The organism is Microbispora cellulosiformans (assembly GCF_008728085.1).
Classification (GTDB): Bacteria; Actinomycetota; Actinomycetes; order Streptosporangiales; family Streptosporangiaceae; genus Microbispora; species Microbispora amethystogenes.
The window spans coordinates 305,140-327,092 of sequence record NZ_VYTZ01000007.1 but is presented as its reverse complement, the minus strand read 5'-3'; the positions used below and the strand labels follow the sequence as shown (position 1 = coordinate 327,092).

General features: G+C 72.3%; 16 protein-coding genes and 1 pseudogene. 6 read left to right on the top strand and 11 right to left on the bottom strand.

Annotation, left to right across the window (positions count from 1 at the left end):
- On the bottom strand, window positions 1–5,535 hold the full coding sequence (locus F5972_RS21245; protein WP_150935328.1) for a non-ribosomal peptide synthetase/MFS transporter: 5,535 nt from the start codon (window positions 5,533–5,535) through the stop codon (window positions 1–3).
- 500 nt (window positions 5,536–6,035) lie between these two features.
- Between F5972_RS21245 and F5972_RS21240 the strand changes: the two genes are divergently transcribed.
- The 4 genes and pseudogenes from F5972_RS21240 to F5972_RS21225 all read left to right on the top strand — a co-directional run.
- Complete coding sequence (locus F5972_RS21240) at window positions 6,036–6,959, top strand: TauD/TfdA family dioxygenase (protein WP_150935327.1); 924 nt, start codon at window positions 6,036–6,038, stop codon at window positions 6,957–6,959.
- Between the two features lie 89 nt (window positions 6,960–7,048).
- The gene (locus F5972_RS21235; protein ID WP_150935326.1) at window positions 7,049–9,187 is read left to right on the top strand and encodes an HAD-IIIC family phosphatase; all 2,139 of its coding nucleotides are present in this window, start codon (window positions 7,049–7,051) and stop codon (window positions 9,185–9,187) included.
- A gap of 5 nt (window positions 9,188–9,192) precedes the next feature.
- Window positions 9,193–10,467: a glycosyltransferase gene (locus F5972_RS21230; RefSeq protein WP_150935325.1), complete on the top strand. Its 1,275-nt coding sequence runs from the start codon at window positions 9,193–9,195 to the stop codon at window positions 10,465–10,467.
- Between the two features lie 103 nt (window positions 10,468–10,570).
- Window positions 10,571–10,930 (top strand): annotated as a pseudogene (locus tag F5972_RS21225) (SDR family oxidoreductase); the annotation flags it as partial.
- A 10-nt stretch (window positions 10,931–10,940) separates the two neighbouring features.
- Here the strand turns inward: F5972_RS21225 and F5972_RS21220 are convergent.
- The 3 genes from F5972_RS21220 to F5972_RS38905 all read right to left on the bottom strand — a co-directional run bounded on the left by F5972_RS21220 (window position 10,941) and on the right by F5972_RS38905 (window position 15,000).
- Window positions 10,941–12,095 (bottom strand): NAD(P)/FAD-dependent oxidoreductase, encoded by a 1,155-nt coding sequence (locus F5972_RS21220; RefSeq protein WP_225311703.1) that lies wholly within the window; start codon window positions 12,093–12,095, stop codon window positions 10,941–10,943.
- A 2-nt stretch (window positions 12,096–12,097) separates the two neighbouring features.
- The gene (locus tag F5972_RS21215) at window positions 12,098–13,363 is read right to left on the bottom strand and encodes a serine hydrolase domain-containing protein (protein ID WP_150935323.1); all 1,266 of its coding nucleotides are present in this window, start codon (window positions 13,361–13,363) and stop codon (window positions 12,098–12,100) included.
- Between the two features lie 110 nt (window positions 13,364–13,473).
- Complete coding sequence (locus F5972_RS38905) at window positions 13,474–15,000, bottom strand: pectate lyase family protein (RefSeq protein ID WP_263641846.1); 1,527 nt, start codon at window positions 14,998–15,000, stop codon at window positions 13,474–13,476.
- Between the two features lie 238 nt (window positions 15,001–15,238).
- Between F5972_RS38905 and F5972_RS21205 the strand changes: the two genes are divergently transcribed.
- The gene (locus F5972_RS21205) at window positions 15,239–15,877 is read left to right on the top strand and encodes a TenA family protein (protein ID WP_150935321.1); all 639 of its coding nucleotides are present in this window, start codon (window positions 15,239–15,241) and stop codon (window positions 15,875–15,877) included.
- Window positions 15,878–15,903: 26 nt separating this feature from the next.
- Here F5972_RS21205 and F5972_RS21200 read toward each other — a convergent pair whose 3' ends face one another.
- The 3 genes from F5972_RS21200 to F5972_RS21190 form a co-directional block, all read right to left on the bottom strand.
- Entirely contained in the window at window positions 15,904–16,347 is a 444-nt protein-coding gene (locus F5972_RS21200; protein WP_150935320.1) for an SRPBCC family protein, read from the bottom strand.
- A gap of 8 nt (window positions 16,348–16,355) precedes the next feature.
- A complete protein-coding gene (locus tag F5972_RS21195; protein ID WP_225311701.1) occupies window positions 16,356–17,531 on the bottom strand; it encodes a winged helix DNA-binding domain-containing protein in 1,176 nt (391 codons plus the stop codon).
- An 83-nt stretch (window positions 17,532–17,614) separates the two neighbouring features.
- On the bottom strand, window positions 17,615–18,199 hold the full coding sequence (locus F5972_RS21190; protein WP_150935319.1) for a Dps family protein: 585 nt from the start codon (window positions 18,197–18,199) through the stop codon (window positions 17,615–17,617).
- A gap of 127 nt (window positions 18,200–18,326) precedes the next feature.
- On the opposite strand from F5972_RS21190, the gene F5972_RS21185 reads away from it, so the two are divergent.
- Window positions 18,327–18,737 (top strand): hypothetical protein, encoded by a 411-nt coding sequence (locus F5972_RS21185; RefSeq protein ID WP_191910247.1) that lies wholly within the window; start codon window positions 18,327–18,329, stop codon window positions 18,735–18,737.
- Between the two features lie 9 nt (window positions 18,738–18,746).
- Here the strand turns inward: F5972_RS21185 and F5972_RS21180 are convergent, their stop codons facing one another.
- The 4 genes from F5972_RS21180 to F5972_RS21165 all read right to left on the bottom strand — a co-directional run bounded on the left by F5972_RS21180 (window position 18,747) and on the right by F5972_RS21165 (window position 21,941).
- Window positions 18,747–20,162 (bottom strand): MFS transporter, encoded by a 1,416-nt coding sequence (locus F5972_RS21180; protein WP_191910246.1) that lies wholly within the window; start codon window positions 20,160–20,162, stop codon window positions 18,747–18,749.
- Window positions 20,163–20,273: 111 nt separating this feature from the next.
- The gene (locus tag F5972_RS21175) at window positions 20,274–20,645 is read right to left on the bottom strand and encodes a hypothetical protein (RefSeq protein ID WP_150935318.1); all 372 of its coding nucleotides are present in this window, start codon (window positions 20,643–20,645) and stop codon (window positions 20,274–20,276) included.
- A gap of 46 nt (window positions 20,646–20,691) precedes the next feature.
- Window positions 20,692–21,063, bottom strand: coding sequence for a roadblock/LC7 domain-containing protein (locus F5972_RS21170; RefSeq protein WP_150935317.1), 372 nt, complete (start codon window positions 21,061–21,063; stop codon window positions 20,692–20,694).
- A gap of 38 nt (window positions 21,064–21,101) precedes the next feature.
- Window positions 21,102–21,941 (bottom strand): transcriptional regulator, encoded by an 840-nt coding sequence (locus F5972_RS21165; protein WP_150935316.1) that lies wholly within the window; start codon window positions 21,939–21,941, stop codon window positions 21,102–21,104.
- Window positions 21,942–21,953 lie beyond the last annotated feature (12 nt).

Below are 21,953 nucleotides of genomic sequence, written 5' to 3'. Positions count from 1 at the left end.
TCAGGCCTTGACCTTGACCGCCTCGACCGCTTCGACGGCCTCCGGCGCCTCGCCGCGGCTGCGCAGCGTCTCCAGGCCGACCAGGTCGTCGGCCTCGGCGTCCGGGGTCTCCTCGTCGAACCGCGCCAGCGCCGGGTGACGCAGGGCGATCGTGATCGTGAGGGCGATGGCCAGCCCGCAGACCACGTACAGCAGGCCGATCCCGCGCCCCTCGCCGACTCCGAGGACCTTGCCGACCGAGCCGGCCAGCGCGCCGTCCGGCCGCATCAGCGGCTCGAAGACCAGCCCCACCAGCCAGGCCTGTACGGCCAGCCCGACCGGCTGGGTCGACAGCGCGAGCATCCGGTTGATCGAGATGACGCGGGCGTGGTAGCGCTGCGGCACCTTCGAGTGGATGATCGTCAGCCAGATGCTGTCGCTGATCGTCATCATCAGCGACATGCCGAACGCGCCGAGCGTGATCAGGATGAGCGACGGCCGCAGACCGGCGATGGCGCAGAAGATCCCGAGCACTCCGGCGGCCGCCAGCATGCCGAACATCCGGCGGTCGCGGGGGCCGCCCCACAGCGTGATGATCAGGCCGCCGCAGACCGCCCCGATGCCCGCGAGCACCGCGACCCGCCCGGTGTCGGCCAGCTCGCCGACCGACAGCACCAGCGGCGGGATCATAATGAACCCGGTGAACAGGAAGAAGTTCACGATGAACATCGTGAAGGCCATCGCCCGCAGGCCCCGCCGCCGGAGCAGGTAGCGGAAGCCGTTGCGGATCTCGGCGGAGACGGTCTCCCGGCGCCGCCAGGCCATCGTGGCGGGGAAGCGGACCAGCAGGGTCACCGTGAACGCGACCGCGTAGCAGACCACGTTGGCGGTCAGGATGCCCTCGATGCCGATCAGCGCCAGCACGGCGACGGAGAACAGCGGCACCATCAGCTGGGCCACGGCGTTGCCGAGCTGGACGACCCCGCCGACGTGGTGCAGGTAGGCCTTGGGCGCCAGTTGTGGACCGGCCGACTGCCAGGCCACCCGTTGCAGGGTCACCGACAGCGAGAGCAGCACCAGCAGGGCGTAGAGCAGCGGCATGTTCAGGGAGTCGGAGACCATCAGCGCGAGCAGCCCGGCCTGGACGCCTAGGGACATCCCGTCGGCCACCAGCATCGCCCGTTTGCGGTCGTACCGGTCGACCAGCGCGCCGATCAGCGGCGCGAGGATCAGCCCCGGCACCAGCCCGACGATGGCGAACAGGCCGAACTGCACCAGTGAGCCGCTCTTCAGGTACGCCCAGATCGGCACGGCGAACTCGGTCATCACCGCGCCGATCATGGAGACGATCTGGCCCGTCGCCACCGTGAAGAACCGGCCGAGGCTGGGCTGCGGCCCGTCCGTGTCGGCCTTCCGGTCGGACGAGACGGCCTCCCGCCACCAGGTGGCCGTGTCGCCGGGCGCCGGGACGTGCCACTCCTCGGGACGGTCCACGGAGGTGTGCGCGGTGGTGACGATCGCGGCCAGCTCCTCGGTGCGGTACCGGAGGAAGTAGTGCCCGGCCTCGGCCATCACCACCAGCGCGGTGGTCTCGGAGACGCAGTGCCAGTCGCGGTAGCGCTCCTCGTAGAAGTCGGTCAGCGCGTCGCGGTCGCCCACGATGGAGATCACCGGGGCGCGCAGCTGCGGGCTCTGCTGCTCGACCAGCTCGCTGAAGTAGTCCTCACCGGCCCGCGCGTCCACCCGCATCGTGCTGATGATGTGGTCGACCTGCTCGGGGTCGAGGTCCTGCAGGTCGGCGCCCATCGCGCGCAGCCAGTTGGCGTGCGCGTTGGCGTTGTCCAGCGCCTTGCTGCGGAAGATCCGGCCGAGCAGGCCGTTCAGGCCCTTCGTGGGGGTGGCGAACGGGAAGCTGCCGCCCGTGTAGACGGCCTCGACGCGCCGCCCCGCCGCCTCCAGCCTGCGGGCGATCTCGGCGGTGAGCGCGCTGCCGACGCAGTGGCCGTAGAGCGCGACCGGGCCGCGCACGCGCTCGATGACCTCGTCGCAGACCCGCTGGGCGGCCTCGTGGAACGGGATCGTGCTCTCCTCGACCCCGAGCTCGTGGCCCGGCAGGGCGACCGAGAACAGCGAGTGCCCGGCCGGCAGCGCGTCGGCCAGCGGCTGGTAGACCATCGCGCTGGCCCCGCCGTACGGGATGCAGACCAGCGACAGCGTCGGCGTCTTCACCGGCCGGGTCAGCTCGACCAGCAGGCCACGCGCGCCCTCGTCCGCGGCGCCCTCCGGGGCGCCGTTGGCCCTGTCGATCAGCGCGGCCAGGTCCCGTACGGTGCGGTTGGCGATCGCGTCGAGCACGGTCACCTGGTAGCCGTCGGACGGCAGCGCCTGGCGCAGCTTGGCGACCATGCGGATGAGCAGCAGCGAGTGGCCGCCCAGCGCGTTGAAGTCGCTGTCGATCGAGATCGCCTCGATGCCGAGGACCTCCCGCCAGACCCCGGCCACCACGATCTCGGTCTCGGTCTCCGGCTCCGCCAGGTCCTCGGTCGCCCGGACGACCGGGTCGGGCAGCGCCTTGCGGTCCACCTTGCCGTTGGCGTTGAGCGGGATGCTCTCCAGCGGCACGAACATCGACGGGACCATGTACTCCGGCAGCCGCGCCGCGCAGTGGTCCGCCAAATCACGGGACGCCGGTCCCGCGGGCTCCTGCGCCTCGGGCACGTAGTAGGCGACGAGCCGCTTGTCCTCGGGCGTGAACGCGTGCACGACGACGACCGCGTCGCGTACGCCCGGGTGGTCGAGCACGGCCGCCCTGACCTCGTCCAGCTCGATGCGGTAGCCGCGGATCTTGACCTGGTCGTCGAAGCGGCCGAGGAAGACCACGTTCCCGTCGCGGGCCCAGGCCACCCGGTCGCCGGTGCGGTACATCCGCCCGCCCGGCACGAACGGATCGGCCAGGAACCGCTCCTCGGTGAGGTCGGGCCGGTTCAGGTAGCCGCGGGTGACGCCCACGCCGCCGACGTAGAGCTCGCCCGGCACGCCGACCGGCTGCAGCCGCCGGTTCGCGTCGAGGACGTACATCCGCATGTTGGGCAGCGGACGGCCGATCGGCACGACCTCCACGAGCTGGGCGTCCCGCACCGGGTAGATGCACGTGCCGACCGACGCCTCGGTGGGGCCGTACTCGTTGACGAGCCGCCCCGGGCCGAGCATCTCCATCCACCGGTTGGCCATCGATCCGGGCAGCGCCTCGCCCGCCACGACGATCACGCCGGCGAGCGCCTCGGCCTGCCGGGCGTCGATCTGGTGGCCGAGCACCTCCAGGTGCCCGGGGGTGCACTTGATGAAGCTGTACGGCCCGCCCGCGACGAGCAGCGCGCCCAGCTCACCCATGTCGAAGTCCTGCTCCAGCACCGTGACCCGCTGCCCGGTGACGAGCGGCGCCCAGAGGTTCGGGACCACGAGGTCGAAGGCCACCGAGCCGAACAGCGGCGCTCCGCCGTCGCCCTGGCTCGCCAGGTCCTCCACGGCCCACCACACGTGGTTCACCAGGCCGCGGTGGGTGACCTGCACGCCCTTCGGCTTCCCGGTCGACCCCGAGGTGAAGATCACGTAGGCCAGCCGGTCGATGTCGTACGGCACGCCCATCGGCTCGGCGGGCCGGCCGTCGAGCACGCCGCTCCCCACGTCGACCACATCGACCGGGTCGCCCGGCACGCCGACGCCGTCGAACAGGTGCGCGTACCCCGCCGAGGTCAGGACCAGCGGGGTCGCGGCGATCGACAGCATGTCCGAGACGCGCTGCGCGGGAAACTTGGGATCCATCGGGAGGTACGCCGCGCCGGCCTTCCACACGCCGAGCAGGCAGGCGATCAGCTCCGGGCTCCGGTCGAGCAGCACGCCCACCGTGTCCTCGGGCCCGATGCCCCGCTCGCGCAGCAGGTGCGCGACCTGGTTGGCGCGGGCGTGCAGCTCGGCGTACGTCGTGGTGCGGCCCTCGAAGGCGACCGCGACCGCGTCGGAGTCCGCGTGCCGTTCCAGCAGCTCGGGCAGGGCCACGTCCGGGTACGGCCGGGCCGAGTCGTTCCAGGCGCCCAGCGCGAGGTCGCGTTCGGCGTCGGTCAGCAGGTCCAGGTCGGCGAGCGGGGTGTCCGGGGCGGCGGCGATCCGCTCGGCCAGCGCGCGGTAGTGCCCGGCGAGCCGGGCGACCGCGTCCGCGTCGAACCGGTCCTTCTGGTAGGTCAGGTAGAGCTCGGGGTCGCCGCCGCCGTTCAGGTGCACCAGCAGCGCGAGGTCGTAGGTGAAGTCGTCGACCTCGTGCGCCCAGACCGACGCCTCCAGCCCCGGCCAGCGTCCGCGCTGGTCGCGGAAGACCCGCAGCGAGAAGCCCACCGTCGACAGCGAGAAGTTGCGGGCGTCCCGGTCGCGCAGCGCCCCCGCCAGCTCGGAGAACGGCAGGTGGTTGGTGAGCGCTTCACCGAGCCGCCGCCGCACCCCCGCCGCGGCCTCGCGGAACGAGGGGTTGCCCGAAAGGTCGGCGCGCAGCGGCAGGGCGTTGACGAAGCAGCCGAGCACGGGCTCCAGCTCCACCCGGCGGCGCCCGCCGTCGACCGTGGCGATCGTCAGGTCGTCCTGCCCGGTGTAGCGCGCCAGCGCCATCGAGAAGACCGTGAGCAGGGCCACGAACGGCGTGGTCCCGGGGCCGCCCGCCTCCCGCAGCGCCCGCAGGACATCCTCCGGCAGCGTGAACAGGTGGCAGTCGCTCCGCCTGCCCTCGGGCACCGGCTGGTCGTTCCTGGCGATCGGCAGTTCGACCGAGGCGGCGCCGTCGAGCCGGTCGCGCCAGTAGGCGAGCCGCCGCTCCCGCCGCTCGCCGGTCAGCTCACGCCGCGACCAGGCCGCGTAGTCGGCGTACTGGAGCGGGGGAGGGGTGACCCCGGCGGGGCGGCCCTCGTGGGCGGCGGCGTACACGGTGGTGAGCTCGTCCACGATGATGCCGACCGACCACCCGTCACAGGCGATGTGGTGGCAGACGAACATCAGCACGTGGTCCTCGTCGCCCAGCCGGACGAGCGTCGTACGGTGGACCGGCCCGGTCTCCAGGTCGAAGCGCTCGACCGCGGCCCGTGACGTGAGCTCCCGGGCCCGCTCCTCCCGTTCGGACTCGGGCAGGTCGCGCAGGTCGACGACGTCGAGAGGCGCGGGCCCGGGGTCGAGGACGACCTGCCGGGGCTCGGGCCCGTCGCCCTCGTAGACCGTGCGCAGGATCTCGTGGCGTTCGACCAGGGTGTCCAGGGCGACGGTCAGCGCCCGGACGTCGAGCGGGCCGGTGAGCCGCAGGCCGATCGTGGCGTTCGGCGCCGGGGCGCCTTCGGCGAAACGGGCGCCGAGCCACATCTGGGCCTGCTCGTAGGAGCAGGGGGCGGGCCCCGCGCCGCGCGGGGTGATCGCGTCCGCGGCGGCCGCCCGGGCGGCGAGCAGCCGGCGCAGCGCCTCCTGCCTGCGTGGGGAAAGCGACGCTATTAGATGCTCGTTGTCAGTCGTCGGCGTTATCGTCACCGAGCGTTCTCCTCTCTGCGCACTAATGCGCAGGCGCCAACTGACCAGACGGAAAAGTGGTTGATCGAGAAACGCTTGAACGTTGAATTCCGCAGGGGTCGCCGCGTATCTCGCCGCTTTTGGCGACGGGACGCATGGGAGCGCTCCCACGAAAGGATTATTACGATACGTGATACACCCTGGTAACGCAAGCCTTACATTGACCTGCCCTCAGCCACATTCGGTAAGAGGAAATCGACCTTCCGTGATCATGCGCAGACGAGGCAAGGTTCGGCCGCACAGGCATTGCCGGGTGTTACAGCAAGGTGTCGAATCGGCTGACTGACGTGGTCGGAGAAGGGGTGGAACTTGTTTCTTGCGCGGCACCCTATCCGGGTTCTATGTTGGCCGCCGGAATGAATTTCCGCAGGGGCGCCGCCTATTCGAGGGCCCGCCTGCCTCCTCAATTCGACTCGTCGTCGTGGCCGAATACGGCCGGATATCGCTCAGCAGGAGGACGCATGAACGACGGCTGGACGCCCCTGGAGATAACCCCGGACGGCCCCGCCACTCCGGAAGGGCTGGTCGAGCGTCTGCGCGGGCTCGACGTGGGCGATCTGCTCGTGCGGGAGAAGGCCCTCGTCTTCCGGGGGTTCGGCGTCACGCCCGAGACGCTGGACCCGGTCATGGACATGCTCCTGCCCAACCGGCTGGCGTACGTCCACGGCAACTCGCCCCGCACCAAGGTCGGCGGCAACGTCTACACCTCCACCGAGTACCCGCCCGAGTACACGATCTCGATGCACAACGAGCTGTCGTACTCCGCCGCCTGGCCCTCCCGGCTGCTGTTCTTCTGCGAGAAGGCGGCCGAGACCGGCGGGGCCACCCCGGTGGTGGACGGTGTGCGCTGGCTGGAGTCGCTCGACGACGAGGTCAGGGAGGCCTTCGCCAAGGGCGTGCGCTACACCCAGAACCTGCACGCCGGCCGGGGACTGGGCAAGAGCTGGCAGGAGACGTTCGAGACCGAGGACCGCGACCAGGTGGCCGAGTTCCTCGACGGCATCGGGGCCGACTGGCAGTGGCGGCCCGACGGCGGCGTGCGGGTCTCGCAGATCAGGCCGTCCACCACCCGGCACCCGGTGACCGGGGCCGAGGTGTGGTTCAACCAGGCCGACCAGTGGCACCCCGCCTCGCTCGGCGACGAGACCGCCGCGATGCTCGCCGAGCTCATGCCGCCGGAGGAGCTGCCGCAGTCCGTGACGTTCCCGGACGGCGCGCCGATCCCCGGCGACTACGTCATCCAGGCGCGCGACCGCGGCCTGGACAACGCGGTGGACGTCGACTGGCGGAGCGGCGACCTGCTGCTGATCGACAACGTGCTCGTCGGTCACGGCCGCCGGCCCTTCACCGGCTCCCGCCGCGTCCTCGTCGCGATGTCCGACTGAGCGCACGTCCGACCACAAGCACGCAAGCCTCGCCCGACTGAACGCCGTCTCCGACTTCCAAGCCGTCTCCGGCTGAAAGGGGATCCGCAGTGAGCAAGATCGCTTTGGGGGTCGCCGCGACCTTCACCGCCGAGCCGCTCGGGGACGCCCTGAGATTCTGGCTCGCCGAGCTGGGGATCGAGGGGGACGTCGCCTTCGCTCCGTACGACCAGGTCTTCCCCTCGCTGCTCGACCCGGGCAGCGTGCTCGGCCGGGCCGGCGCCGTGGTCGTCCTCGTCCGCGCCGAAGACCTCGCCGGACACGTCACGGCCGGCTCCGCCGACGCGGATACGGCCGCTCTCGACGCCGCCGCGGACGACCTCGCCACCGCGCTCCGGACGTCGGCGGCCGCGGCGGGCACCCCCCATCTCGTCGCCGTCTGCCCCGCCTCGCCCGGGCACGGCTCGCCCGGCGCCCACGCGCGCCTGACCGCCGGGCTGGTCGAGGCGCTGAAGGACGACCGCTCGGTCCACGTTCTCACCTCCGCCGAGCCGTACGAGCCGGCGGACCCGGAGGCCGTCCACGACGCGTTCGCCGACCGGACCGGCAACGTCCCGTACACCGACCACTACTTCGCCGCGCTCGCCGCGGCGGTCGTACGCCGCCTCCAGGCCGTGACCACCCCGCGTCCCAAGGTCGTCGTCGCCGACTGCGACGGCACACTGTGGGACGGCGTGGTCGGCGAGGACGGCCCGGACGGCGTCGTGATCGGCCCCGAGCGCGAGGAGATCTGGCGGGAGCTGGCCCGGCAGGTCGCGGCGGGGCGGTTGCTGTGCCTGTGCAGCAAGAACGAGGAGAAGGACGTCCGCGAGGTCTTCGCCCGGCATCCCGGGCTGCCGTTCGGCCTGGACGACGTCACGGCGATGCGCGTCGGCTGGGAGGCCAAGTCGCAGGCTCTGCGCTCGCTGGCCGACGAGCTGAACCTCGGGCTCGACTCCTTCGTCTTCCTCGACGACAGCCCGGTCGAGTGCGCCGAGGTCCGGGCCGGCTGCCCCGAGGTGCTGACCCTCCAGATGCCGCCCGGCGCCGCGGACGCGGCGGCGTTCCTGCGGCACTGCTGGCCGCTCGACCTCGCCGCCGTCACCGACGCCGACCGCGAGCGCACCCGGCGCTACCAGGAGGAACGGCGGCGCGAGCAGGCGAGGGGCGAGATGTCCCTCGCCGACTTCTACGCCACGCTCGACCTGCGGGTGACGATCACCCCGGCGGGCCCCGGGCACGAGGCGCGGGCGGCCCAGCTCGCCGAGCGGACCAACCAGTTCAACCTGTCGGGGACGCGGCGCCTGGACGGCGACGAGACGTTCGTGGTGGACGTGCGCGACCGGTTCGGCGACTACGGCGTGGTCGGCCTCACCGACGTGCGGACGGACGGGGACACGCTGCGCGCCGGCGCGTTCCTGCTGAGCTGCCGCGCGCTCGGGCGCGGGGTCGAGCACCGCATGCTCGCCCACCTGGGCGCGCTCGCGCGCGACCGCGGGCTGGCCCGGGTCGCGCTGTCCTTCCGGCCGACCGAGCGCAACCAGCCCGCCAGGGACTTCCTGTCCACCCTGCCCGCCACCATCGAGCCGTACGGCGAGGAGGCGGCGGAGACGGCGTGGTACGTCCTCACCGCCGCCGACGCCGCGGCCGTCGTCCACTCACCCGCCCACACACCCGTCCACTCATCGGGCCCTGCTGAGGAGAGGGCAGCGGGGCCCGCCCGGATCGGTTCGGCGGCCGCGCCCGCCGGATGGGCGGCCGTCGAGCGGATCGCGACCCGGCTCACCGGCCCCGAGGCGATCCTGGACGCGATGCGGGCCGCCCGCCCGGCGACGGTGATGGCCGCCGAGGTGGCCGGGGCGACCCCCGTCGAGGCGACCGTCATGCGGTGGTGGGCGGAGCTGCTCGACAAGCCGCCCACCTCGGTGAACGACGGGTTCTTCGAGCTGGGCGGCCACTCGCTGCGGCTGGTGCAGTTCATGGCGCGGGTGCGTGCCGAGTTCGGGGTCGAGCTGCCCTTCGACACCCTCTACACCACCTCGTTCACCATCGCCGAGGTCGCCAAGGTGATCGAGGAGCGGCAGCTCGCCGAGACCGGCGACGAGGAGCTGGCCGGGCTGCTCGACGAGCTCGCGGGCCTGTCGGACGAGGAGATCGACGCCCTGCTCGAATCAGGGCTCGAATCAGGGTCTGAATCAGGGAACGGCTGATCCGCATGGCCACGATGCTGCTGAGCACCCACGGCACGAACGGCGACGTGCTCCCGTTCATACGGATCGGGCGCGAGCTGGCGGAGCGCGGCCACGAGGTCACCGTGCTCACGCACTCCTGGTTCGCCGACCGGATAGCGGCCGCGGGCCTGCGGCACCTGCCGATCGACACCGACGAGGGCTACGACCGGCACCTGGACGACGCGCGGCGCTACATGCTCGACCCGCTGAAGGACCCGGACGGCGTGCTCCGGCTCTACCGGCGCAACGGCCTGTTCGAGCTGCTGGCCGAGGAGGTGCGCATGATCGAGGCGCACTACCGGCCAGGGGAGACGGTGGTGGTCGCCCGGCACACCTCGGGCATCGCCGCGCTGATGGCCGCCGAGATGCACGGGGTCCCCGTGGCGCTGGCGTCCGTCACACCCCACCAGTACGTCTCGCTGCCGGTCCTCGCCGACCTCTTCCGGCGCGTGCTCGGGGAGGGGTACGACGAGGTCTACCGGTCGTTCGGCCTGCGCCCGGTCCGCGACTGGGCCGCCTACCTGAACAACGCCCCGGTGCAGCTGGTGCTGTGGCCGGAGTGGTTCGACGCCGCGGGCCAGCGGGCGCCCGCGAACGCCGTGCGCTGCGGGTTCGTGCTCGGCGACACGGCGGAGGGGCCGGTCCCCGACTGGGCCGAGCCGCCCGTCCTGATCACCGGAGGCACCGGCCAGGTGCTGCACGACCGGTTCTACGAGGTGGCGGCCGCCGCGTGCCAGAGGATCGGGAGGCGGGCCCTGCTGGTGAACCGGCACCCGGCGTTCCAGCCGGAGTCGCTGCCCGACGGGGTGGAGTGGCTGCCCTCGGCGCCGTTCGCCTCGTTCATGCCTCGGGTCGCCGCGGTCGTCCACCACGGGGGGATCGGCACGCTCGCCCGGGCACTGTCGTCGTCGACCCGGCAGGTGCTGCTCGCCCACGGCGTCGACCGTCCCGACAACGCCGAGCGGCTCGACCGCGCGGGCGTCGCGGAATGGCTCCCCGTGTCGCACTGGGACGAGGAACGGGCCGCCGCGCTGCTCGCCCGCACCCTTGCCGACGACGGGTACCACGAGCGGATCGCCCCGCTCGCCGCCGACGCCGCCTCGGAGGACGGCGTACGGATCGCCGCCGACCACGCCGAGGCTTTGATCGGCGCCGACGAGATCCTGCGGCGGCCGGTCCCGCGCGAGAGACTGGCCCGGCTCACCCCCGAGCAGAAGGTGCGCCTGGCCGCCCTGGCCCGCGCCCGCAGGGGCGGCTGACGGGACGGTTGACGGAGGGCCTCCCGGGTACGCCGTACGCCCACCGTATGGCCACGAGGGGGGAGGCTCATGAGCGAGGTGACGGCGCCGATCTCGCGCCGAGGAGTATCCCCGCCTGGGAGCGGGGCCGTACTGCGCGGCGAAGGGCGGCCTGCGGATGCTCAGCCGCACGCTCGCGCTGGAACTGGCCAGGCACGGCATCACGGTCAACACCGTGGCCCCAGGAGAGATCGCTACTCCGATGACCGGCCAGGAGGACCGGCCGCCCCGTCCCGGCACCCGGCCCGGCTACCCGCTGGGCCGTCCCGGCGACGCCCGCGAGGTCGCCCAGGTGATCGCCTTCCTGGCCGGCCCCGCCTCGTCGTACGTCACCGGCGCGTCGGTCTTCGTGGACGGCGGGCTCGGCCTGATGGGTCCCCAGGCCGCCGGTGACGCGGACAAGGACCTCTGGGCGTCCGCCTGAGCGAACCGGCTCAGGCGCGGTCGCGGAGCCAGCGGAGGGCGACCGTGCCGGCCAGGCGGGGCGGCACCGTGCCCGCGCCGAGCCCGACGTCCACGAGCAGGTCGAAGACCTCGGTGCGCCGGGCGGCCACGGAGATCGCCGCGTCGATGAAGCCGGGGGAGCGGGCGGCCAGGGAGAGCGCGTCGGTGGTGCGCAGGTGCCGCCCGAGCGCCCGGCGCAGGGCCCGCCGGTAGGCCCGCAGCGGGTCCGCCGGCGAGCCGATCGCGGCCTCGGCGGCGAGCCGCCCCGACAGCAGCGCGTAGTAGATGCCCTCGCCGGTCAGCGGGTTGATCAGGCTCGCCGCGTCGCCCGCCAGCAGCACCCGGCCCGCCCCGGGCACCGGCCGTCCGCTCGACAGCGGCAGGTGGTGGGCCCGCAGGTCGCGGACCGGCGACCTGATCTCACCGAGCAGGGGCAGCAGCCGGGCCAGCCGCCCGTGCAGGATCTCGCGCCCGGGCCGGCCGGTCTGTCGCAGCATCGGCAGCAGCAGGCCGTAGCCGACGTTGGCCGTGCCGTCGCCCACCGGGAACGACCAGGCGTAGGCCGGCCAGCCCTCGCTCCGCATGACGATGACCTGCACGTCGTCGTCCGGCGGCACGTCGGCGTACCCGCGAACCGCGATGGCGGTATGCCGGTCCGGGCTCGGCGGGACGCCGATCAGCCGCCGTACGGCCGAGTTGGCGCCGTCGGCGGCGACGACCACCCGGGCGGCCACCTCGCCGTCGAGCACGACGAGCCCGTCGCGGGCGGTCAGCGTGCGCACCCGGTGGCGGCGCACCTCCACGCCGCGCGCCGCGGCGGCCTCGACCAGCCGGGCATCGAAGACCATGCGGGGGACCACGTGGTTGGGCCGCGCGACCGCGGCCGAGACCTCGATCCCGCCGGGCGACGTCACCGACAGGCGCGGCGTCGGCCGGTGGTCGTCGAGCAGGCCGGGCAGCCCGAGCAACGCGAGCTCCTGCCGCGCGTGCGCCGCGATGCCGTCGCCGCAGGCCTTGTCCCGTGGGAAGGCCGCCCGGTCGAGCAGCAGCACCCGGCCGCCGGGGTCGAGCTGCCTGGCCCGCAGCGCGGCGGCGGAGCCCGCCGGTCCCGCGCCGACCACCACCAGGTCCCAGACGTCGTCCACATCTACAGACCGTACGTGGAGAAGAGGTTCGTGGTGGGCCACGACTTCACCGAGTTCGCGGCGGTGTGGAGCTGGGCGTCGATGTCCCCGTAGTTCAGCCCCGAGGCGTCGTCGCGCTGGTCGAACAGCACCACCCAGCTCAGCCCGTCGTAGCGCCGGACCATGAGCGTGGAGGTGCCGGCCAGCGACCCCGTGTGCCAGGTGTTGCGGCCCCCGGTGACCGGGCGGACCTGCCAGCCGAGGCCGTAGTACCAGCCGTCGGAGTTGACCCCGATCGACGGCTTGGCGAACGCCTTGGAGATCGACGCCGAGGTCAGCACGCCGGCCGCGTCGAACAGGGTGGTGAACTTGGCCAGGTCGGCGGCCGTGGCGAGCCAGCCGCCGTGGGCGGCCATGTTCTCGAGGTTGAACCCGCCGTAGGGGAAGGGCACCACGGAGTCCGAGGTGTCGATCACGCTCTTGCCGGTGTACTGCGAGAAATAGGGCGTCTCACCCGATTTGCGGAGGCTCTTCGCGGTGCTGCCGAGCGTCATCCGCTTGATCTTGAGGGGTGTCAGCACCTTGCTCTGGACGTAGCTCGCGTACGAGACGCCGCTCGCCTTCTCGATGATCTTCTGGAGGAGGAGATATCCGTAGTTCGAGTACGCGTACGTCGTGCCGGGGGCGTGGTCGAGCCTGAGGCCGGACGTGTGCGTGATGATCTGCGCCTGCGTGATCGGCAGCGGCACGCCGAGCGCCGCCGCGATGACCCGGTCCCTGAACATCGGGTCGCCCGAGACCTCGGAGTCCCACCCGCCGAGGTGCTGGAGCAGGTGGGTCACGGTGACGGCGGCGAGGCGCGGATCGGCGGTCGTGCTCAGCCCCAGCAGCGGCGCGACCTTGGCCGAGAGACTGAGCTTGCCGTCCTGCGCCAGCTTCAGCACCGCGGCGGCGGTGACCGGCTTGCTCAGGCTCGCGACGCGGAACAGCGAGGTGGGGCCGGCCGCGAACGAGGTGTCCGCGGTCCAGTTGTAGCCCCGCGCGAGTACCAGCTTGCCCTTGCGGACCACGGCGAGGGACGCGTGCGGGATCGTCCGCGCCTGCATGAAGCGCTTCAGCGTGTCGTCGAAGGGCTTCAGCGATGTCGCGGCGCGGCCGGTGACGCTCCACACGCGGGCCGCCGCGCTCGCCGGCGACGCGGGCAGCCCGGCGGCCAGCCCCGACGCGGCGCCGCCCGCCAGCAGGCGCAGGGCGTTCCTCCGGGAAACGGAAAAGCTGTCCGAAATCATGACGGTTGATCTTAGAGGAGGCATGACCGGCCATGGCCGCGACCCTGACCGTGGCCCTGACCGCGAGGGAGGCCGCGGCGGGTGGCCGCGGCCTCCTGGGCGTCCGGAGACTAGATCTTGCCGGTGCCCGCGTTCGCGAGGACGTTCGCCTTCACGCCGCTCGGGTTGTCGACCGTGTACGAGTACGGGATGGAGGCGACGCTGCCGGAGGTCTGCGGCGTGCCGGAGTTCACGAGGTAGTTGTTGCGGGCGACGATCGAGCCGCCCGGCGAGGAGCCCTCGGAGGTGTGTGTGGGCTCGGCGACGTTCTCGAAGTAGTTGCCCTCGACGAGCACCCCGGCGCCGCAGGTGGAGGCGATGCCGTAGCTGTAGTCGGTGTACGACGGGTTCTTGTAGTAGTAGTTGCTGAACACGTGGACCGGGTTGCCGAAGCGCACCCTCGGGTTGCGCTGGGCGCAGGTCTGGAACGCGTTGTGGTGGTACGTCACCCGCAGGTGCCCGGTGTCCTCGGAGCCGTTGTTGTCGCTGTGGCCGACGAGCGAGCACTTGACGTGGTCGTGGAGCTTGTTCCAGGACACGGTGACGTAGTCGGAGCCGTGCGTGATGTCGAGCAGGCCGTCGTAGTAGTCCGTGCCGTGACCGGTGTCGCTCGACAGGTCGTTGTGGTCGAGCCACACCCGCTTGGCGTTGTCGAGGTGGATCGCGTCGCCGTTGCCGTTGCCGGCCGGGACCTTGGAGATCTTCAGGTTGCGCACGATGACGTTGGAGACGTCACGGATGTTGACGCCGCAACCGGTCAGCCCGGAGTTCGCGCCGACCCCGACGAGGGTGGTGTTGCCGCCCACCCGTACGTCGTCGGAGCAGGTGAAGTTGCCGTTGATCTGCACGGTCTTCGCGGTGTCGCCCTTCACGGCGGCGGTGAGCGCGCTCAGGGAGGTGACCGTCGTCGCCGGGCCGCCCGCGCCGCCGCTGGTGCCGCCGCCCTGCGTCGCCCAGCCGACCAGCCCGGTGGTGGGCGGAGTGGTCGGGCCGCCCGTCGGAGTGGAGGTCGGGGTGCTGGTGGGGGTCCTCGTGGGGGTGGAGGTGGGCGTGCCGGTGGAGCCGGTGGGCTGGAGGGTCCACTGTTTGGTGGCGACGGAGTCGCAGGAGTTCTGCTGGACGAGGGCGCCGGAGGAGGTGCTGTTGTCCTTGGTGTTGAGGCACTTGTCGCTGCCCGCGTTGACGACCTGGTAGTTGGCTCCGGAGGCGGTGAGTTGCCAGGTCTGGGAGGTGGCGCCGGTGCAGGTTTCCTGTTGGACGGCTTTGCCGGCGGAGGTGGAGGCGCCGGTGACGCCGGCGCATTTGCCGCTGTTGCCGGCGGTGAGGCGGACGCCGCTGCTCTGGGCGGCGAGGGTCCAGGTCTGGTTGCTCGCGCCGGTGCAGGCGGAGACGGTGAGTTGTACGCCGTCGGAGCCGCTGGCGCCGGGGACGGTCAGGCACAGGCCGCTGGCGCCGTTGACGATCCGGTAGGCGCCGGTGGTGGGCGCGCCGGTGGTGGGCGCGGCAGTGGAGACGCCGGTGGAGACGCCGCCGACCAGGGCGACGACCCCCGCCACGGCGCCGGCCACCGCGGCTGCGGTTCTGGTTCTGGTTCTCACCCGAGCTCCTTGCGTGTCGTGCAGGACCCCTGACCGAGGGGGTGAATCCTGGTCCTGTGAGTGATTCATGAATGTGAACAGCATTCATGATTGAGAACATTCGGGCTCAACGTACGGACCCGCACATCGGTGGTCAACGGTCACCGCCGGGGTCTCGTGCGTACGCAGCGCGTCATAGGAGATCATCGTGAAACGTTCACGCCGGACGTGCCGGAGAGGAATGGCGGATGATCGACGGATGACCGAGGAGCAGGTGTTCAGCGCGTGGCTGCGGGCCCGCAGCGAGCCCGACTGGACGGCGGTGGTCACGCATCCCTTCGCCGCCGAGATCAGCCGCGGCACCGCCGCCATGCGGCGTTATCTGGAGCAGGACTTCCAGTTCGTGGACGCCTTCACGGCGCTGCTCGGCGCCGCGGTCGCCGCCGCCGACTCCTTCGAGGCGCGGGTGGCCGTGGGCCGCTTCCTTGGGCAGACGGTGGCCGACACCGAGCGCGGCTACTTCCACCGCGCGCTCGCCGCGGTCGGCGGCGATCCTGCCCCGCCCACGCTGGAGCCGGTGACGATCGAGTTCCGCGCGCTGATGGACGAGGTGCGGCTCAGCCAGGACTATCCGCTGATCCTGGCCGTGCTGTGCGTGGCTGAGTGGACCTACCTCGGCTGGGCCACCCGGATCCCCGTCGTGGGCGAGAGCTTCGTCCACCGCGAGTGGGTCGACCTGCACAGCGGGCCGGAGTTCGAGGCGTGGGTCGGCTTCCTGCGCCGCGAGCTCGACCGGCTCGGCCCGGAGCTTGACGAGGGCGGCCGGGCCCGCGTGCTGGACGTCTTCCGCCACGCGACCACCCTGGAGCGCCGCTTCTTCGACATGGCGGCCGGCTGAGCACAGGGCTGATCCTCGGGGCTCTGTCAGGGAGCGCGCAGGGCCAGCGCGGCGAGGCGGCGCAGGGACAGCCGGAGGAAGACGGCGCTCAGCGGCCCGGCGACCCGCCAGCCGATCCGGCCGGCCACCCCGAAGGGCAGGTGCAGGTGCTCCTCCCACAGGATCCTGCTCCCGCCGCCGGGGCGGGGCAGCACCTGGAACCTCCCCGTCCCGCGGACGACCCGGCCGGTGTGGCGGACCTCCACCTCGTCCGGGGGCCGCCAGCCGGTGACGTCCATCGTGTCCAGGAACGACAGCGGGCCGATCCCGGTCGCCGCCGCGAGCCTGCTGCCCCTGCTGTGGCCGTCGCCCTCGACGACCCACGCCCGGGTCAGCAGCATCCACTCGCGGTGCCGGGGCCAGTCGGTCAGCACGGCGAAGACGCGCTCCGGGCTCGCCTGCGCGTCCACCGTCACCGTGAGAGTCTCCATGCCTGTCCCTACGTTCCGGTCGCCGCCGCCGGACGCCTCCCGTCCAGGAAGCGGACCGCGTGCGACGTGGCGCGGTCGGCGGCGAACCCGAGCAGGCGCTCGCCCTCGTCGGCCAGCGCGTCGCGGACCGCCGGGGCCAGCGGTGCGAACGGCTCGATCTCCAGGGTCGCCGTCTCTCCGGCCCGCTCGATCCGCCACAGCCCGGCCACGAAACCGTCGACCAGGATCGTCGCCCGGATGATCCCGTTGACCGTGAAGACCCGCCGCCGGTGCTCGTCGGCGATGATCCGCCTCCGGTCGGCGTGCGAGAGCAGCAGGTTGTCGAACTCGGGCAGGAACCGCACCGGCGCCTCGGCGTCCGGCTCCGGCGGCGCCGCGCCCGGCACGTCGAGAAGCTCCACGCCGTTCTCGTCCCGGTACGCCACCAGGTCGAGGCGCTTCACCACCGAGCGCAGCCCGGTCAGGCCGGACCAGACCCGCATGTCCGCGACCGACGCCGGCCCGAAGGCGCCGAGATACCGCAGCACCATGTCACCGGTCGCGTCACCGGCGGCGTCACCCGGCGCGTCACCGGCGGCCGGACCGTCGCCGAGCGGGCGGCCCAGCCACGACTCGGCCGGCACGTGGCGGGCCTGCGACGAGGCGCCCCACACACCTCTCGGCGGCACCTGCACCAGCGGCACGATCGCGCGTACGGCCCTCGCCAGGGCCTCGCCGTCCGGCCACCGCTCGCCCAGCTTCTCGCCCAGCCGTACGGCGAGCTCGGCGAACGTGAGGGGCCGCTCCTCCATCAGGGCGCGGGCGGCGGCCTCGACCTCCCGGAGGTCGGCCTCCGCCAGGCGTCCCGCGCCCGACGTGCGGAGCCAGCGGTCGATGACGGGCTGCACGACCGGGCGCAGGGCGAGGCAGTCGTCGGCGCTGACCAGGTGGATCGTGCTACGCATCAGCGCGATCCGCACGGCGGACCGGCCGGTGAGCAGCTCGGCCAGGTCCTCGTGCCGGAATCCGAGCAGCCGTGTCCACAGGCCGACGTACGGAGACAGAGGCGCCTGGGACTGCATGCCCACAAGATGCTCGATCGCGGCCAGCGCCTTCATGTCGTGGCGGCGCAGCAGCATCTGGCGGTCGAGCAGGGCGCGGTTGAGCGCACGTGTGGTCAGGGCGGGGGTCAGTCGGGTGGGCACGCCGTCAAACTAGCGTCCCGGACCGACATTCTCCGGACCTGCGTTCCCGCCGTGCCCTGCTACCGGAACCACCGTCCCAGGGATCAGGTGCGCACGAGCGGCGTGTCGACGAGGTGCTCGGCGAGGAACCAGGCCTGCAGCTCACCCGTACGGACGACCTCGGAGACGAGCAGGTCGTCGGTGCCGTCGTCGCCCATGTCGGCCGCGCGGGAGGCGGCGTCGTGCGCGGCGACCAGGATCGTCTCATGGGCTTCGAGGAGCCGGGAGAGCATCGCGGGCACCTCCTCCACGCCGTCCGGCGGCCGTGGGATCACGGTCATCTCCGCCACCTGGCGCGGATCGCCGACCGCGACCCCGCCGAGCGTCTGGATGCGTTCGGCGATGGCGTCGATGATCGGCAGCTGCTCGCCCGCGTGCTTGTCGAGCAGCAGGTGCAACTGGTAGAAGGTCGGCCCCCGCATGAGCCAGTGGTGTTTCTTGTACAGGCTGTACAGGATCTGCGTGTCGGCCAGGATCTGGTTGAGCCGCTGGCAGGAGTATTCCCGGGTCTCCCTCGGCAGGCCGACGGGGAAGTCCCGGACCGTGCCGAACGACTGGATCTCCACGCCCCTCTGGTGCAGCCAGGGCTGGCTGCTCGCACGGACTCCGGAGGAAGGGTTGACAGCCAAGACGTCACTCCTCACTCAATCGGTTTGTATCCAACAGTGAGTCTTTCGCCTTCTATGTCCCTTAAACGCCTTATATGGCGATTTGCCCAAGGTGAACCCTCCGGGCCCGCGTCTGCGTACCTCGGAGGTGTCGAGACTTCCGCATCACCACGCTCTCGCGGTCGTCGCCGTCGCGGCGGCCGCCCTGTCGTCCGCTCTGACGTCCGCCTGCGCCGGCCCGGACGCGACTCCCGCGTACGGCCCGCCGCCCACGGTCGAGCAACTCGCCGCGCGGGCGGGTTGCACCCCGAAGATCCAGATCGACGCGGCGGAACTCCGCCAGGGGCACTGCCACACGCCGATCGGCGACTTCTTCCTCACCACGTTCGCCACCCAGCGGGGCAAGGACGAGTGGATGGACCAGGCGCCGGAGTACAGCCCCCACCTCGTCGGCGACATCTGGACCGCCCTCGCGCCCCGGAGCGTCCTCGACCGGCTCAGGCTGAGGATCGGCGGCGACCTCCACCTCAAGGACCACAGGGTCAAGAGCCCCGGATGAGCCCGGGCGCTATCCGGCCTGCAGGGCCTCCTCCCGGCCCTCCGACAGCCGGGCAGCCGTGCGCTCCGCCGTACGCCGGGCCCAGCGGCCGGTGGTCAGAATGGCGAGACACAGGACGAGCAGGCCGTACGCGGCGGTGATCCAGTGCCCGGTGCGCGCGGCCGGCACGAAGCGCGCGCCGGAGGCGGCGGCCACGACGGCTCCGGCGATGGCCACGCCCAGCGACTGGCCGACCTGGCGGCTGGTCGAGGCGACCGCGGAGGCCACTCCCGCCTGCTCCAGTGGCATCCCGGAGACCGCGGTGTTCGTGATCGGCGGGTTCAGCATGCCGAACCCCACGCCGAAGACGACGTAGATCCCGAGCAGCAGGGGGAGGGGCGTGGTGAGTGTCACCTGGGCGAGCAGCGCCCCGGCGGCGGCCAGGCAGACGCCCCCGGCGACCAGCGGCGCGCGCGGGCCGCGCGTGCCCACGAGCCGGCCGGACAGCGGGCCGACGATCATCGTGCTCACCGCCACGGGCAGCGTGCACAGCCCGGCGTCGAGCGCGGAAAGGCCGCGGTGCCCCTGCAGATAGAGCGTGTTGAGGAAGAGGAACGCGCCCAGGGCGGCGAAGCCGGAGACCGCCATGAGGGCCGCTCCGGAGAACGGCGCGCTGCCGAAGAACCGCATGTCGATGAGTGGTTCGGGCCGGCGCAGTTCGTAGGCGACCAGCCCGGCCAGGGCCGCGACCGCGACCGCGAAGCAGACGGCGCTGAGCGCGGCGCCCGCCGCCGGGCCCTCGATGATCCCGTACGTGAGCGTGCCGAGCAGGACGACGACCAGCACCTGCCCGACCGGGTCGATCCGGCGTGCCGCGGGCGCCTTCGACTCGGGTACGTACCGCCAGGTCAGGAACACCGCGAGCAGGCCGATGGGCACGTTGATCCAGAAGATCGCGCGCCAGCCCACGCTGTCGGTGAGCAGGCCGCCGACCACCGGGCCGAGCGCCATGCTGATCCCCACGACCCCGCCCCACACGCCGATCGCCTGGGCACGCTCCCTGCGGTCGGTGAACGTGTTCGTGATGATCGACATGGCGACCGGGTTCATCATCGACCCGCCGACGGCCTGGAGGACCCGGGAGGCGACCAGCCAGGCGAGACTCGGTGCGAGGCTGCACAGCAGCGACCCGGCCGAGAAGATCACCAGCCCGGTCTGGAAGGTGCGCCGGCGGCCCACGCGGTCCGCCGTGGAGCCCGCCAGCATGAGCAGCCCGGCGAGCGTCAGCGTGTAGGCGTCGACCGTCCACTGCAGGCCGGAGATCGGCGCGTGCAGGTCCCGCCCGAGGGCGGGCAGCGCGACGTTCACGATCGTGTTGTCCAGCGACACGATCAGCAGGCTCATGCAGCAGATCAGGAGAACAAGAATCCGCCTTCGGCGGGTCATTTACGACACCCCACCACGCAACCGTACAGAAGCGGTCAAAAGCGGGCTGAGGTGGGTCGGGAGGCCGCCCCCGGCGGCCTCCTCGCGACATCACCGGCGATTCTCGCGAGGTCAGATCTCCAGTCTGTCCTCGATCGAGCGGAGCTGGTGCCGGGCCAGCGCGAGGTTGGCCCGGCCGCGGTCCAGGGCGAGGTAGAGGAAGAGGCCCTTGCCGCCGCGGCCGGTGAGCGGCCGGATGAGGTGATACTGCGAGCCCAGCGTGATGAGGATGTCCTCGATCGTCTCGTTCAGCTGGAGCGCCTCGATCGCCCGCAGCTTGGCCCTGACCACCTCGGTGTTGGCCGCCGCGGCGACCTGGAGGTCGAGGTCCTTGGACCCGCCGAGCGCGCCCAGCGCCATCCCGCTTCCGTAGTCGGCCACCACCGCGCCGACCGCGCCGTCGATGGTCAGCATCTCCTTGAGGGAGACATCCATGTTCGCCATGCGTTCCTCTCCTGGTTCCTGTCGTGTACGCGGGCGCCGGTCGGCGCTATCCGCGTCCGGCGATGGCGGCGATCCTGTCCGCCGCCCTGCGTCCCTCGATCCGGAGCAGGCCGAGGTTCGCCCCCGGGCCTGCGAGAACGGTGAGGACGAGCGTGGGTCCCGCGGCGTAGCACGCGGTGTGCCCCTGGGCCGCGGAGATCAGCGTCTCCTCCAGCCGGCCGATCCAGGCGAGATCGGTCATCTGGCGGCTCAGCGACAGCAGCGCCGACGTGAGCGCCGCCGTCTGCTCGGTGCTGCTGACAGCGAGGTCCGTCGTCACGAGCAGGCCGTCGACCGTGCACGTGAGCGCACCGGTGATCTCGGGCGCCCGCTCGCGCAGGACCACCAGCTCCCGATGAATGTCGTGGCGTAGATCCACCGAAACATCCCTCCCGGCCCGCCTGAGCCACCCGATCACTACAGCGCCTCCAGCGCGTCACGCACTCTGAGCAGCAGCTTCACGTCGGTCACCGCGTCGGCGACCGGCGCCGCCGGCGGCCGGGGCGTGCGCCTGGGCAGCGCGTCCGGAGGTTCGCCGGGCTGTTCGTCCGGCTGCTCGTGCGGCTGTTCGTCCGGTGCCGTCTGTGCCGCCGCGGGTGCCGTCGCCAGCAGGCCCGCCGCCGCGAGCTCCCGTACGGCCAGCAGCGTGGAGTAGGCCGGGTGCCCGAGGCGGCGGGCCAGCTCGACCGGCGTGGCGGCCGAGTCGGCGGCCAGCAGCAGCTCCCACTGCAACCGGGTGAGCAGCGCGTGCGTGCCGGGAATCCGCCGCAGGGGCGTCACCGGCCGCGCGTCCAGCTCGGCCGACGGCCACGCCCGCTCCAGCCGCGCCCGGCGCCTGGCGCACTCGCGCAGCAGCCCCGGCACGTCGAAGAACCAGTGGACCCCGAGCCAGTGGGCGTCGCCCGCCCTGAACCTGGTGCGGAGCGTCCTCGGGGTGAGCAGGAAGAACGCCGCGTCCAGCGTGGCCGAAAGCACGCAGAACTCCAGCTCGCCCCGGCTGAGCACGCCCCTGCTCACGAGCAGTGCGCCGCCGTCCCCGCCCGGCCCGGCCTCCTGCCGCGCGTGCCGGATCCCGGCGGCGCCGATTCGGCCCGACCCGCAGAGCAGCTCCTCCACCCCGGGCGTGGCCGCGCAGTCCACGTACGACACCCGGCCGCGTACGAGGTAGACCGTGCCCTCCTTGCCCACCCGCAGCGAGCCGGTGGCCTCGTCCTGGGCGAGGCCGGTGAGCACGGTGTCCAGAGCCGGAGCCGACACGGGCCGGGTTCC